At 72.5% G+C, this 13611-nt stretch carries 10 protein-coding genes and 2 tRNA genes; 2 read left to right on the forward strand and 10 right to left on the reverse strand.

Features of this window, described 5'->3' with window-relative positions:
* Nucleotides 1–18: 18 nt before the first annotated feature.
* Nucleotides 19–1779 carry a sensor histidine kinase gene (locus BBK14_RS08100; protein WP_071060653.1) on the reverse strand — a complete coding sequence of 587 codons (1761 nt, stop codon included), beginning with the start codon at nt 1777–1779 and terminating at the stop codon, nt 19–21.
* Nucleotides 1780–1979: 200 nt separating this feature from the next.
* On the opposite strand from BBK14_RS08100, the gene BBK14_RS08105 reads away from it, so the two are divergent.
* Entirely contained in the window at nt 1980–2249 is a 270-nt protein-coding gene (locus BBK14_RS08105) for a hypothetical protein (protein ID WP_071060656.1), read from the forward strand.
* 553 nt (nt 2250–2802) lie between these two features.
* On the opposite strand, the gene BBK14_RS08110 is transcribed toward BBK14_RS08105, so the two are convergent.
* From BBK14_RS08110 to BBK14_RS08120, 3 genes are all read right to left on the reverse strand, one after another.
* Nucleotides 2803–2875: transfer RNA gene (locus BBK14_RS08110), tRNA-Glu, on the reverse strand.
* A gap of 45 nt (nt 2876–2920) precedes the next feature.
* Nucleotides 2921–2992: transfer RNA gene (locus BBK14_RS08115), tRNA-Gln, on the reverse strand.
* Between the two features lie 286 nt (nt 2993–3278).
* A complete protein-coding gene (locus BBK14_RS08120; RefSeq protein WP_071060724.1) occupies nt 3279–4055 on the reverse strand; it encodes a fumarylacetoacetate hydrolase family protein in 777 nt (258 codons plus the stop codon).
* 256 nt (nt 4056–4311) lie between these two features.
* Between BBK14_RS08120 and BBK14_RS08125 the strand changes: the two genes are divergently transcribed.
* Nucleotides 4312–4578: a hypothetical protein gene (locus BBK14_RS08125; protein WP_071060659.1), complete on the forward strand. Its 267-nt coding sequence runs from the start codon at nt 4312–4314 to the stop codon at nt 4576–4578.
* Nucleotides 4579–4858: 280 nt separating this feature from the next.
* Here the strand turns inward: BBK14_RS08125 and BBK14_RS08130 are convergent, their stop codons facing one another.
* The 6 genes from BBK14_RS08130 to BBK14_RS08155 all read right to left on the reverse strand — a co-directional run bounded on the left by BBK14_RS08130 (nt 4859) and on the right by BBK14_RS08155 (nt 13188).
* Entirely contained in the window at nt 4859–7255 is a 2397-nt protein-coding gene (locus BBK14_RS08130) for a murein transglycosylase (protein ID WP_071060661.1), read from the reverse strand.
* A 341-nt stretch (nt 7256–7596) separates the two neighbouring features.
* Nucleotides 7597–9255 carry a citramalate synthase gene (cimA, locus tag BBK14_RS08135; protein WP_071060663.1) on the reverse strand — a complete coding sequence of 553 codons (1659 nt, stop codon included), beginning with the start codon at nt 9253–9255 and terminating at the stop codon, nt 7597–7599.
* Nucleotides 9256–9451: 196 nt separating this feature from the next.
* Nucleotides 9452–10129, reverse strand: a complete 678-nt coding sequence (locus BBK14_RS08140) for a Crp/Fnr family transcriptional regulator (RefSeq protein ID WP_041255536.1) — start codon at nt 10127–10129, stop codon at nt 9452–9454.
* A gap of 117 nt (nt 10130–10246) precedes the next feature.
* Nucleotides 10247–10633 carry a CBS domain-containing protein gene (locus BBK14_RS08145; protein ID WP_041253718.1) on the reverse strand — a complete coding sequence of 129 codons (387 nt, stop codon included), beginning with the start codon at nt 10631–10633 and terminating at the stop codon, nt 10247–10249.
* 213 nt (nt 10634–10846) lie between these two features.
* The gene (gene ilvE / locus BBK14_RS08150) at nt 10847–11770 is read right to left on the reverse strand and encodes a branched-chain-amino-acid transaminase (RefSeq protein ID WP_071060665.1); all 924 of its coding nucleotides are present in this window, start codon (nt 11768–11770) and stop codon (nt 10847–10849) included.
* A 389-nt stretch (nt 11771–12159) separates the two neighbouring features.
* Nucleotides 12160–13188 carry a 3-isopropylmalate dehydrogenase gene (locus BBK14_RS08155; RefSeq protein WP_071060668.1) on the reverse strand — a complete coding sequence of 343 codons (1029 nt, stop codon included), beginning with the start codon at nt 13186–13188 and terminating at the stop codon, nt 12160–12162.
* Nucleotides 13189–13611: the final 423 nt, after the last annotated feature.

Consider the following 13611-nt stretch of genomic DNA (forward strand, 5'->3'; position numbering starts at 1 on the left):
GGGCGTCGTACTCCGAGGTCAGTGCAGCCAGTCGGCGGGCAGGGACGACGAGGATCTCGAGCCCCAGTGCCGGGGCGACGGCGTCATGTGCCGGGACGCGGCGTGCGGTGGCGCGGCCGGGTGTGGTGTCGAGGCCGGGTGTGGTGTCGAGGCGGGGCGGGGGAAGTTCGCGGGTTCCGGCGTCGGCGCCGCCACGCTGTGACCAGGCGCGGCGGGACCGCCCGTCGGCCCGAGCAGCGCACCGGAGCCGGCGGGCAGCGCGGGCGGGTCGGGCAGATCCGACCGGTTGCGCATGCTGCGTGGCAGCGGCATCGGTACCGGCATCGGAGCCGGATCGGCCGTGCCGGTGGTGGCCGATGTCGTGGACGCCGCCCACAGGTCGACCTCGACGATGATCTCGCCGTTCTCGGAGGACATCCGCAGCCGGCCGCCGTGGACCTCCACCAGCCGCCGCACCACGTAGAGCCCCATGCCGGCGCCGTCGGTCTGCCGGGTCGCCGTTCCGTCCCGCTGGGTGAACGGCTCGAAGAGCTGGCGGATGGTCGCCGGGTCGAGATCCGGACCGGGGTTGCGGACCCGCAGGACGACCTCGTCGCCGACCCGGCCCGCGATGAGCCGCACCGGGGCGCCCGGCCAGGAGTGCACCAGCGCGTTGTCCACAAGGTTCGCCACGACCTGGTGCAGCGCCTGGCGGGCCATCCGCACCGGGAGCTGGGGCGGCAGGTCGACCGTCACGCTGCTGCCGGCGTAGTTCAGGCTCGCGATCACCTCGCGCACGACCTCGGGCAGGTCGGCGGCGGTGGTGTCGTCGGTGCCGGTGGCCGTGGCGGCCGTCAGCATGTTCTCCAGCAGCCTGGAGAGGCGGTCCGAGTAGGTGACGGCCGAGTCGAGCATGTCGTCGAGCTGGGCGTCGGAGAGGCGGTCCCGGCGGCGCCTGATCGTGAGCAGGGTCCCCCGGATGCCCGTCAGCGGCGTCCGGAACTCGTGCGAGACCGTGGCGACCAGGTCGCTGCGGATGCGGTCGGTCTCCTCCAGCCGGGCCATGAGGCTCTGCTGGCCCTCGTAGAGCTGCTGGCGGTAGTCCTCCACCCGCCGACGGGACTGCTCGTTGTAGTGCCAGAAGACCATCTGGGCACCGGCCAGGGCGAAGATGAAGCCGGCGTGGAGCCCTGCCAGGAGCAGGGCGTTGTCCATCCGCGACGCGGCCTCGTCGGTGATCAGGTCGCCGATCGCGAGGATGGCGAGGAAGACGAAGGCGATGGCCAGCAGGTAGACGGTCCAGTCCTCGTAGAGCGCGATGAGCGCGACCACCACGAAGAAGTGGAAGTACATCGGGGTCAGGCCGTCGGAGAGATGCACGAAGACGACCGAGCAGCACAGCAGGCCGAGGCTCGCGGCCAGCGCGCGCACCCGCCGCATGCCGGGGGCCAGCGCGGCCGCGAACAGCAGCGCCGGCGGGCTCGCCGCCAGCAGGCCGTGCGGGAGGCTGTGGTCGCGCCACAGCGCGTACCCGACGATGGCCGGAAGGTGCAGGGCCAGAACCCAGCACATCAGCGCGTGGCGGGCGGCCCAGTCCTCGGTCGGCAGGCCGCGGCCGCGGGGGAACCACGCGACGGGACCGCGGAGCGCGGCGTCGGCGGTCGCCGCGGCCAGCCCGGCATCCGCCGCGGGTGACCGGGACGACCGAGACTTCTCGAGCCGCCGGGCGGCGCGCCCGACGTGGGCGCTGCCGTGACGGCGGCGCGCCCGTTCGGGCATGGAGGGGCTGGCGGAGGACATCCGAGCAAGTTTCTCCCGTTCCGGCCGTGGAGCACCATGGCTGTCAAGGGTGGTGTCGTATGACGACTATGCCCAGCTTTGACTAGGCCATCTGTACCACCTGGTAACGGGCTCAAAGAAGCATGGCGCACATACCGCGGTTCCCGACAGGCTGTGGTCCGCGAGGTGGCCCCAGGACGGCCACCCGCGGAGGAGGACTCGTGCCCCCAGTGGCCCTGACTACCGCGACCGCCCCCGTCCGCATCACCCAGGCGGTGCCACAGCCTGCGGAGACCTTCACTGACGGCTGCGCCCCGGCCTCGCTCACCACCCGTCCCGTGCTGCGTCTGGTCGGCTCGGAGCCGGTCGGYTCGTCCGAGGCTGCCGAGGAGGTCGTCCACGGTTGGGGCGGCCCGAGCACGTGCAGCTGCCGCCCCTGCGCCATGGCCCGCCACCCCGCGGCCATGCCCCGCCTGCGCGTCGTTGACTAGTCCTTCGCCCGCTTCCGATCCCACCCGCTGACGGCAGCCCGGCGACCCGAGGTCCACCGGGACACCCGCCAGCACCGGCACGCCACCGGACATCACTGGCACTCCGATGCCACCGGCACGCTGTCCGCGCCTCCGGCGCACCCGTCGCGGCGGACTCGTACCGCCCGCACCGTTCCACCCCTACGCGCTACCCGCGCGCCCCCGCCCGCGCACCGCTCCGCACCGCGCTCGGCCCCGCCTCACCCGCATCCCGCACGCCATCCGCGCGCCCCGGCTCGCCCCGGACGGCCCACGCCACCCGGCCCAGCGCGCACGGCACACGGCTGGGCGGCCATCGGTGGGGTACGGCCAGGCCGGTGGAGTCGTCACACCGACGTGACAGGGCGGAGGGCACCGCGCTCCCCGGACTTCGAAAGCTCACGCCCGCCGGGGGTCACACCCGCCGGGCGGACGTCGTTGGGCCCGGAGCACAGGCGCGAGCGAGGCGGGGTGAAGCAATGGAAACGCAAAAGCGCCAACCTAAGAAGGTTGGCGCTCGCGATTATTCGTAACGTAGCCCCGACCGGATTCGAACCGGCGCTACCGCCTTGAGAGGGCGGCGTCCTGGGCCGCTAGACGACGGGGCCAAGACTGTTTCTGCAATATACAGCATCGTGGTGCATCTGGTGCAGCTGGGGTACCAGGACTCGAACCTAGACTAACGGAGCCAGAATCCGTTGGGCTGCCAATTACCCCATACCCCATGGGGCCCTCGCGGGCGATGCCTACTGTACCCCATCGGCGACCGCGGTCCACACGAGGGGTGGGCGCGGGGCGAGTCGTCCCATCCGAGCCGTTCGCACCCCCGGAGCAGGCCCGCGACACCACCCCAACCCCAGAACCGAACATCCCCGTCCCCACCCAGCACACCGCCATCACGGCCAAATGCGTGGCGGGATCGGGGCCCGGGGCTTCGGGCGGCGGGAACCCCGGGGGTCGGAGGCCGGGACGACCGGGGGCGGGAGCGGCCTGGTTGCGTCCGTGGCCTGGTTATCGGGTGGTCACGGGGTTCGTCAGGGTTCCGATGCCGTCCACCGTGACGGCTACGGTCTGGCCGGCGCGCATCGGGCCGACTCCGGCCGGGGTACCGGTCAGCAGGACGTCTCCCGGGAGCAGGGTCATCGCGCGGGACATGAACGCCACCAGCGCCGGGACGTCGTGCAGGAGGAGTTTGGTCCGCGAGTCCTGGCGGACCTCGCCGTCCAGCGTCGTCCGGATGACCCGGTCGGACGGGTCGAGGTCCGTCTCGATCCAGGGGCCGATCGGGCAGAAGGTGTCGTGGCCCTTGGCGCGGGTCCACTGGCCGTCCGTCGCCTGCTGGTCGCGAGCGGTCACGTCGTTCGCACAGGTGAAGCCGAGGACGACGGACAATGCGCGTTCCGCCGGCACGTCACGGCAGAGCCGGCCGATGACGACGGCCAGCTCGCCCTCGTAGTCGACCCGCTCGCTGTCGGGCGGCAGCACGATCGGATCCCCGGGGCCGGCCACACTCGTGGACGGCTTCAGGAACAGGACGGGACTGGTCGGGGCCTCGCCGCCCATCTCCCGTGCGTGGTCGGCGTAGTTCTTCCCGATACAGAGAATCTTGCTGGGCAGCACGGGGGCCAGCAGCCGTACCTCCGCCAGCGGTCGCCGCGCCCCCGTGAAGGTGAAGGGCGCGAACGGATGCGGTGTGATCCCGGCAACAATGGCGGTTCCGTCCGCCACGGAGCCTTCCACCACTCCGAATGCCGGCTCGGACCCGTCGGTGTACCTCGCTATGCGCACTCCGCGACCGTACCGACCGAACGCGGGAATCGGGGTGTCCGGATCCGGGCCGGGTTCCGGCACCCGGCAGCGGCCAGGCCGCACTGTGGTCCGGACCACTCGGCCGCCCGGCCGCCGGATCCGGTTCACGGGGACGGCGAAGGGAAGCCGAGAATCAGAAGCTGAGAATCAGGCAGGATTGCCGGATACGGGTCGGCGCCCCGGTCGGGACACGGCGTGGCCCAGCACGACCCGCCATCGACCTGGAAGGAGAACGGTGACCGAGATCGACGCGACCCCCGTCTATGACGTCGGCGCACCCGAGCCCAAGCCGATCGACGAGGAGCTCAGCGTCAAGCTGGGCCACCTCGCGGAGGACGCCATCCTCCGCGGCAAGCCGAACGGTGACGAGCGCTGCGACAACTGCCTGTACTACCTGGACACCGACAAGGACATCACCTACTGCTGGCACCCGAAGCTGCGGATCCTCGTCGGCGGCGACTGGTGGTGCCAGTGGTGGGAGGAGATCCCGGACGAGGACTGAGACGCCGGGGGCGTCCCCGTCCAGTGAACTGATGTCGTGCCGGCGGACACGAGTGCCGCTGGCGTGACGCCTTCCCGCCCATCATGGTCCGGGACGCCTGCGCGCCCGCCGTGGGCCGCGGCGCCTTCCCGCCCGTGGTGGGGCGGGTCGGCGCACGGCGAGGGCAGGTACGGCCACGGCGAGCGCAGGACGTCGGTGCCGGACACCGTGACCAGCGCACGCGCCTCGTCGAGGAGCTCGGCCACCTCCGGGTCCGGATCACCGCGATCGGCGGCGTGCGTCAGGTCCCGGGCGCCAGCGGGACCACGTCGAACGGCAGGGGGACGTCCTCGTTCGTGCCCGGTGACGGGGTCCCGCCCGCGGGCGGTGTGCTCGCCGGTGGGTTCAGCTGGGATTGCAGGGCATTGGCGACGTCACCGAGGCCTGTCGCCGCGTCGGCGGCGATCTCCCCGATCCGGATGGCCGCGGCGAGGCGGTCGAGGAAGCGGGCGAGCTCCACCGAGGCCTGCAGGCCGCCGTCGCCGGCCGGCAGGGTGGCGAGCAGGTCCGCCGCGGCCGTCTGGGTGATCCGTCCCGTGTCCCGGTAGGTTTCCAGCCGCCGCCGGAGGCTGGCCAGCGTGGACGGCGCGCCGGCGAAGTCCGCGGGATCGACGTTGCCGACCCGCGCGGTGGCCTGCACCGGCTGGCAGTCCTGGCCGGCCGGCAGGACCTGGACCTTCACGTCGAACGGGCCGCGGCCGGTGGCCCGCCCGATCGCCAGCCCGTCCAGCCGGCCCAGCGGCACGACGCCGTCGCCGCCGGGCAGCGCCCGCGCGCTCACCCCGGTCGCCACCGTCGCCCCGGTCTCGTCCAGCAGGGTGAGCTCGATGGTCACGGTCCGCTCGGCGGTGCCGCCCACCCGGGCGCGGACCTCCAGCGACTCGTACTCCGATCCGGTCACGACGTCCCCGCCGACACCGCCCGCGCTGATCGACGCCTGGTCGATCACGGGGGCCACGCAGGTGCCGTCGGACGAGCCCGGCAGCGGGACGAGGGTGGTGACCTGGAAGGGCTGGTCGGTCGCCAGGGCGTCGGTGGTCGGGTCGCCGCCGTCGCCCCCGGTCGCGCCGGCGCCCGCCGGGTCGGCCGTCCCGGTGCCCAGGTTCCCGACGACCGTCGGTCCGACGGCGTACCAGGCCGCCCAGCCGAGCACGGAGCGGATGTAGCCGTCGGAGGGGTTGTAGGAGCGCACCGCGGAGAGCACGTTGTCGGGTACGCGCAGGTCACCCCCGGCCTGGCAGAGGCGATCGGCGGCGGTCAGGGTGGCGTCGTCGAAGTCGTTGGGGTCCGCGCGGCCGTCGCCGTCGGCGTCGCGCCCGATCCACCGCCACATCGACGGCGTGAACTGCATCGGGCCGACCGCCCGGTCCCAGACGGTGTCGCCGTCGAGCCAGCCGTCGTCGGTGTCGCGGATGCGGAACATCCCGGGAGAGCCGTCGAGACGCGGGCCGACAACGGTGGGCGCGACCCGGCCGTTACTGTCCGTGCGTGCACCCTGCCCGTGGCCCGACTCGATCGCGCCGATGCCGGCGAGGACCGACCAGTGCAGGTAGCAGCCTGGATGTTCGGTCGCGGCCCGGTCGGCCGCGTTGGTGTACGCCGCCAGGGCCCGGGCCGGGATGGTCGACGCCTCCTTGCTGGAGCCGGGCGGGGTCGCGAGCGGCGCGTTGCGGACGGTGCCGTCGTCCGACGCGCCCGCGGTCGCTGTTCCGGTCGACGCTGTTCCGGCCGGCGAAGGCGACGCGCCTGCCGTCGGGGACGTGCCGGACGTGGCCGTGGCGGACCCGGCCGGCCGGCTCGCGACCGGCGAGGCGGCGAGCCCGGCTCGCACGGGCAGGCGGACCTGCCCGGACGCGCCCACGACGCTGGCGAGGTCTTCCACGGTCGCGCCCCCGAAGGCGGCGCCACCCTCGGGCAGCAGCTCGGTCTGGTCGACCCGTCCGTTGACGGGGCCGGTGAGCTTCGCTGCGGCGGTTTCGGACGACGGCCCGGCCACCGCGGTGACGGCGAGCGCGAGAGCCGTGGCCGCGAGCGCGATCTTCGGCAGCGACCAGGACCCGTTCGTGGAAGCGTCCCGGTCCCGTCTCCGGCCGCGCCCCCCGGCCAGGTCCCGGCTCCGCGTGGTGCGCGACCGGCTCCCGCCCACCGGCCACGCGCCGGGCGCGGGGCGCCGCCCCAGCCGTACCCGGCGGCCGGCGGCGATCCCGCCCCGGCGGGCCGCAGCCCGCTCGGCAGAGGACGACCGACCGTAGAGAACGTCCTGCTCGGAGGCATCGGCGTCCGGAGACGGCATGGCGCGGGGGGAGCTTCCAGCCGGTCCGGCGCCGCCGGCGGGCACGCGGCCATCAGCAGGCACGCGGCCCTCGACCGGCACGCGGCTGGCCGGCACGCGGCCGTCGGTGCCCACGCCGTCGTCGGTGGGCACGTGGCCCTCGGCGGGCGCCAGGCTGTCGGTGCGCTCAGGAAGTTCGGTGCGCGCGGTGGCCTCGACGCGCCCTGAGGTGGAACGGCGGCGACCGCCCGTCCGGCGGCGGCCCCCGGACGGCGGGTCGACCCACACGATGTCCGATACTCCGGGCGACGAGCGGTGCGAGCCGCCTCGGCGTCCACCCACGCTGCCGGTGGAACGACGGCTCATCGCCGACCTCCCCGAGCACGGTCGCGCCCTGTCGGGCGCTCAACCGCCGGGCACCGCGACACGGCCGTCCCCTCTCCTCGGCCGCAGCAGCCGAGATCGCCCATCACCGTCGCCCCCGGGAGCCCCCGAACCCGTCCACCGCCACCTGTGGCGGATGACCGGGGTGCCCGAAAGCGTCGCGGTCAGCGTAACGGGCACCAAAGGATGACCGGGCGGCGTTGGCGTCAACCGGGAATTCTTTGACAGGACAGGCCCGAAACGCCCGGACGGCGTTGGCCGTGTAGATCATCCGATGATGAAGAACCCGCGGCGCGGGCGATCGGGCCGGCCCGGTCAGATCGTCAGACGGCATCCGGGTCGGGGCGCTCACCCTGGCGGCGCAGGCCGTAGGTGACGGCGTCCTGCAGCGCCACCCAGGAGGCGGCGATGATGTTCTCGTCGACGCCGATGGTGTCCCAGCGGCCGCGGCCGTCGCTGGTCTCCACCAGGACGCGGGTGACCGCACCGGTGCCCTGACGGCCGTCGAGGATGCGAACCTTGTAGTCGACCAGGTCGAGATCGGCCAGACCCGGGTATGCCTTCTCCAGCGCCTTGCGCAGGGCGGTGTCGAGCGCGTTGACGGGCCCGTTGCCCTCCGCCGTCGACACGTGCCGCTCGCCGTGGGAGGTGAGCTTCACCGTGGCCTCGCTGACGACCTCGCCGCCGGAGCGCTGCTCGACGATGACCCGCCAGGATTCCAGGGTGAAGAACCGCTCCCGGCCCGAGACCTCGTCCAGCAGCATGAGCTCGAAGGACGCCTCGGCGGCCTCGTAGGCGTAGCCGGAGGCCTCCCTGTCCTTGACCATCTCCAGCACCCGACCGAGCGCCTCACGCTCCCCGGAGAGGTCCATGCCGAGCTCGCGGCCCTTGAGCTCGAGGGTCGCGCGGCCGGCCAGTTCGGAGACGAGCATCCGCATGTCGTTGCCGACGGCGGCCGGGTCGATGTGCTGGTACATGTCGGGGTCGACCTTGACGGCGCTCGCGTGCAGGCCGGCCTTGTGCGCGAAGGCGCTGGCGCCGACGTAGGGCCGGTGCGTGCTCGGGGCCGAGTTGGTGACCTCGTCGATGGCGTGTGAGACACGCACGAGCTCACGCAGCCGCCCGGCCGGCAGGACCTGGCGGCCCAGCTTGGTCTCCAGGCCCGCGACGACGCTGAACAGGTTGGCGTTCCCGCAACGCTCGCCGTAGCCGTTGGCGGTCCCCTGGACGTGGGTGGCCCCGGCCTCGATCGCCACCAGGCTGTTCGCGACGGCGCAGGCGGCGTCGTCGTGGGTGTGGATACCCAGGCGCGCTCCGGTGCTCGCGAGCGTGGCCGCCACGACGTCACCGATCCGGGTGGGCAGCATGCCGCCGTTGGTGTCGCACAGCACGATCACCTCGGCACCGGCCTCGGCCGCGGTGCGCACCATCTCGAGCGCGTAGGCGGGGTCGGCGCGGTGGCCGTCGAAGAAGTGTTCGGCGTCGACGAAGACCCGCTTGCCCTCGTTCGTCAGGTGCCGGACGGTGTCGCGGATCATCGCGAGGTTCTCGGCGGGCGTGGTCCGCAGCGCGCGCTCGACGTGCCGGCGGTCGGCCTTGGCCACCAGGCAGACCACGGAGGTGCCGGCGTCGCGCAGCGCGGCGACCTGGGAGTCGTCGGCGACGGCCTTGCTGGCCCGCCGGGTCGACCCGAACGCGGTCAGCAGCGCGCCGTTGAGGTCGAGCTCGGTGCGGGCCCGCCGGAAGAACTCGGCGTCCTTGGGGTTCGAGCCGGGCCAGCCGCCCTCGATGAAGCCGACACCCAGGTCGTCGAGGTGCCGGGCGACCGCCAGCTTGTCGGCGACCGACAGCGACAGGCCTTCCTGCTGGGTGCCGTCGCGCAGCGTGGTGTCGTAGATGTGCAGCGACTCCCGGTCGAACGGGAGCCCGCCGACCGCGCCGAGCGGAGTTGAACCGAGCGGAGCTGGGGTGTCGTGAACCACGATGGACCTCTCGCTGGAACCGTGTCTGGCCGTCACGCGCCCGGTCTGCCTGGTCAGTGACCGGAACGCGCGACGGGGACGGGTTCGCCGCCAGCGTCCCACCATACGATGTAACACGCTGGACACGCGGCAAGTGTGGCAAGTGCCATGGACGCCATGTGCACGCCGTGGACGCCGCGCACGCCCGCCGCGGCGGTCAGTCGCCCGCGAACCGGCGGAGGCGGTCGACCTGCATGATGGTGATCGTCTGACCTTCGGACAGGATCCACGCCCGCCGCTCGAACTCGCGCAGTGCCTGGTTGACCGACTGGCGCGAGCCGCCCAGCAGCGACGCGATCTCGGTCTGCGTCAGGCCCAGCTCGATGACCGGCCGGCCGGCCTCGCGCATCCGCATCAGCAGCAGCTTCGCGACGCGGCGCGGGAGATCGAGGAAGACCAGGTCCGCGTTCGCCCCGGTGAGCCGGCGCACGTGCGCCACCAGCGCGCGGATGAGCTGCTCGGCGACAGCCGGGCGCTCCCGGACGAGCTCCCACACGGCGCTGCGCTCGAGCACCAGCGCGGTGCTCGGCTCCAGCGCCTCGACACTCGCGGACCTCGTCCCGGCCTCGACGATGTTGAGCTCGCCCAGCGTCTCCCGGGGACCGGCGATGTTGAGCACGTGGTCGCGCCCGTCGTCGGCCTTGGTGAGGATCTTGAGTCGCCCGGACGCGATGACGAGGAGGGTGTCGGCCGGCTCCCCCTCGGTGAAGACCACCTGGCCCCGGCGGAAACGCCGGGTCACGGACCGGCTGGCCAGCCGCAGCAGATCCTCCTCGTCGAGCTCCTTCAGCAGCGTGGTCGCCCGCAGCAGCGTGACCGCCTCAGTGTCGTGCATGCGGTGAACGTAGCGCCGCTCGGCGGTCTCGTGTGCTGCAGATCCCGGAGCCGACACGTTCATCGCGCAATCGTGATAATGCGAACACGACCGGTAATACCCATCGCGGCCGGCACGTCAGGCCGACACCCGCTGCCGACTCCAGCAGCGCACCACGTCACGCATCGAAAGCACGCCCTCGACCTCGGCGCCGGTGGTGACCACGAGGTGCCGGAACCCGCCGCGCAGCATCGCCGCGGCCGCCTCGTCGAGTGACCAGTCGGGGGCGGCGACCACCACGTCCCGGGTGACGTGGTCGCCCACGACCTCGACGTCCGGATCCTGGTCGGCCGCGATCGCCCGCAGGACGTCGCGCTCGGTGAGGATTCCGAACCCCTGGCCGTCGCCGTCGAGCACGACGGCGGCACCCACGTGCCGGGCGGCCATCAGCCGGGCCGCCTGGCGCAGGGTGTGCCCGGGCCCGACGACGAGGACCAGAGCGCTCATGCCCTCCGAGACACTCATGCCCTCCGAAGCCCGCATATCCTCCGAAACGCGTGTATCCCCCGAAACACGCGTGCCCTCCGAAACCCGCATGACGTCCTCCCGAACTCCGACTCCGGACGCTTGTGCGCTCGTGAAACGACTACTGGAGACGGTAGGCGTCCAAGGTCGGGTTGGCCAGGGCACACGCGGCGGCGGCGTGGTCACGCAGTCGGCTCGCCGCCGGGCGGGACGTCAGCTGACGAGCTCGTTCCAGTCCTTGTAGCGGTCGACCTCGCCGTGGGTGGCCTGGTGGAAGATGTCGAGGATCTCCCGGGTGACCGGGCCGGGCCGGCCCGTGCCGATCCGCCGGTCGTCCACCTCGGAGATGGGAACGATCTCGGCCGCGGTGCCGGTGAAGAACGCCTCGTCGGCGAGGTAGAGGTCGGTGCGCACGATGTGCTGCTCGCGCACCTCGTAGCCCTGGTCCGCGGCGATCTGCATGACGGAGGCGCGGGTGATGCCGCCGAGCGGCCCGTCACTGAGCGGCGGGGTGATCACCTGCCGGCCGGAGACGATGAAGACGTTCTCGCCGGAGCCGTCAGCGATGTGGCCGTTCGGGCTGGTCATGATCGCCTCGTCGTAACCGGCCTTGATCGCGGCGACCTTGGCGAGCGACGAGTTGAGGTACTGGCCGGACGCCTTCGCGGCCGGCGGGATGATGTTCGGGTCGTTGCGGCGCCAGGTCGAGATGGTCGCCCGAGCCCCGTTGCGCTCGGCGTCCTCGCCCAGGTAGGAGCCCCAGGGCCAGACCGCGATCATGACCTCGATCGAGGACGGGAGCGGATTGAGGCCCATCTCGCCGTACCCGAGGTAGATCAGGGGCCGGATGTAGCACTCCTCGACGTTGTTCACCGCGATGGTGTCCTTCGTCGCCTGGACGAGCTCCTCCGGCGTGAAGGTCGGCTCCATCAGGTAGATCTTCGCGCTGCGGTACAGGCGGGCGATGTGGTCGGTCAGCCGGAAGACCGCGCTGCCGACGGGCGTCGAGTAGGCGCGGATGCCCTCGAACACGCCCCAGCCGTAGTGCAGGGTCGGGTTGAGCACGTGGATGCGGGCGTCGTCCCAGTCGACGAACTCGCCGCTCATCCAGATCTTCGAGGTGGGCGTGATGGCCATGATGACTCCAGGACGGGCTACGTCAGGGGGACGTGCGGGCTGGCGAGCACCGCGGGCACGAGCACCGCGGTGCGCGAACGCTGTCACTGACCAGCGCTCGCCTGCGCTGTCGCCCACCGGTGCCGTGACGAACGGCTCCGTGCCGAACGATCAGCGAAGTGCCGAACGATCAGCGAACAAACGGTCGGAGAGGACGAAACCGCCGATCGTCGCCGTGGTCGGGCCCTGTCGGCTGCCGTCGTACCGGATCTACGGCTTCACCGAAGAATAGCCGCCGGATGACCGGACGGAAAACGAACGACGAATCGGCGGGGACACACCGGCCCTCCCCCGGCTCGCCGGCCGCGCGGTCGTTCCCGCTCGCGCGGCCGGTCGGAGTGGGGCCCGGCTTAGCCCACGGCGCGGGCGGCCAGGTCGTCGCCGATCTCGCGGGTGGAGCGGCGGGCACCGCCGGCCGCGGCGCGGGCGGCCAGCGACGCGGCCACCGCGCCCTCCACCCGAGCCGCCTCGTCGGCGTGGCCGAGGTGGTCCAGCAGCATCGCGACCGAGGCGACCGTCGCGGTCGGGTCCGCCAGCCCCTGGCCGGCGATGTCGGGAGCGCTGCCGTGGACCGGCTCGAACATGCTCGGGTTCGCGCCCGAGGGGTCGAGGTTCCCGCTGGCGGCGAGCCCGATGCCACCGGTGATCGCGGCGCCGATGTCGGTCAGGATGTCGCCGAACATGTTGTCGGTGACCACCACGTCGAACCGGGCCGGGTCGGTCACGAAGAACATCGAGGCGGCGTCCACGTGCTGGTAGTCGATGCTGACGCCGGGGAACTCGGCGCCGACCTCGGCGGCCGTGCGGGCCCACAGGTCGCCCGCCTTGGTGAGCACGTTGGTCTTGTGCACGAGGGTGAGGTGGGCGCGGGGACGCCGGCTCGCCCGCGCGAAGGCGTCGCGCACGACCCGCTCGACCCCGAAGCGCGTGTTCAGGCTCTCCTCGGTCGCCACCTCCTGTGGCGTCCCGCGCCGCAGCGTGCCGCCGGCGCCGGCGTAGGGGCCCTCCGTCCCCTCCCGCACCACGATCATGTCGATGGCGGGGTCACCGGCGAGCGGTGAGGTCACTCCGGGGTACAGCCGGACCGGCCGGAGGTTGACGTGGTGGTCCAGCTCGAACCGCAGCCGCAGCAGCAGCCCGCGTTCCAGGACGCCGCTGGGCACCCCGGGGTCGCCAACGGCGCCGAGCAGGATCGCGTCGTGCCCGCGCAGCTCCGCCAGGACGCTGTCGGGCAGGGTCTCGCCGGTCTCGTGCCAGCGCCGCGCACCCAGGTCGTAGTCGGTGGTCTCCACTTTGGGATGCACGGCGCGTAGCACGCGCAGCCCCTCCGCGACCACTTCCGGACCGATTCCGTCGCCACCAATGACCGCAAGCCTCATGGGGCTCGACTTTAGTCCGCCCGGCGTGGACGTCCGGCGCGCCCGCCCCGGGCGCGACCAGGCCGGACGGGCGCCCGGTCGCGCCCGCCGGGGAACAGCTCGCGAGCCACCCCGGGGTGGCCCGGGGCGACCCGGGTCACCGGCGACGGATCGTGCCGCCCCGGCCGTCGCCGGTTGTCATTCCACTGAACCAGGAGACGACATACGAGGACACATCGCGCGTTGACGTAAGCGGCAGCAGACAAAGACGCCACTACATCAACCGGACCACAATCGCCCTGGCCATGATAAATGCGCAGCAGACAAAATTCGGACCACGCACTCGAACGGCACCACAACTCCCGCCACCAGCCGTGCCCAGAGCGTTGAAAAAGTGATAAGAAATCAACAACATCGACGATGCGGCGTGCGGCGACACGAGGG

The sequence above is a fragment of the Parafrankia soli genome (assembly GCF_001854695.1).
Lineage (GTDB): Bacteria > Actinomycetota > Actinomycetes > Frankiales > Frankiaceae > Parafrankia > Parafrankia soli.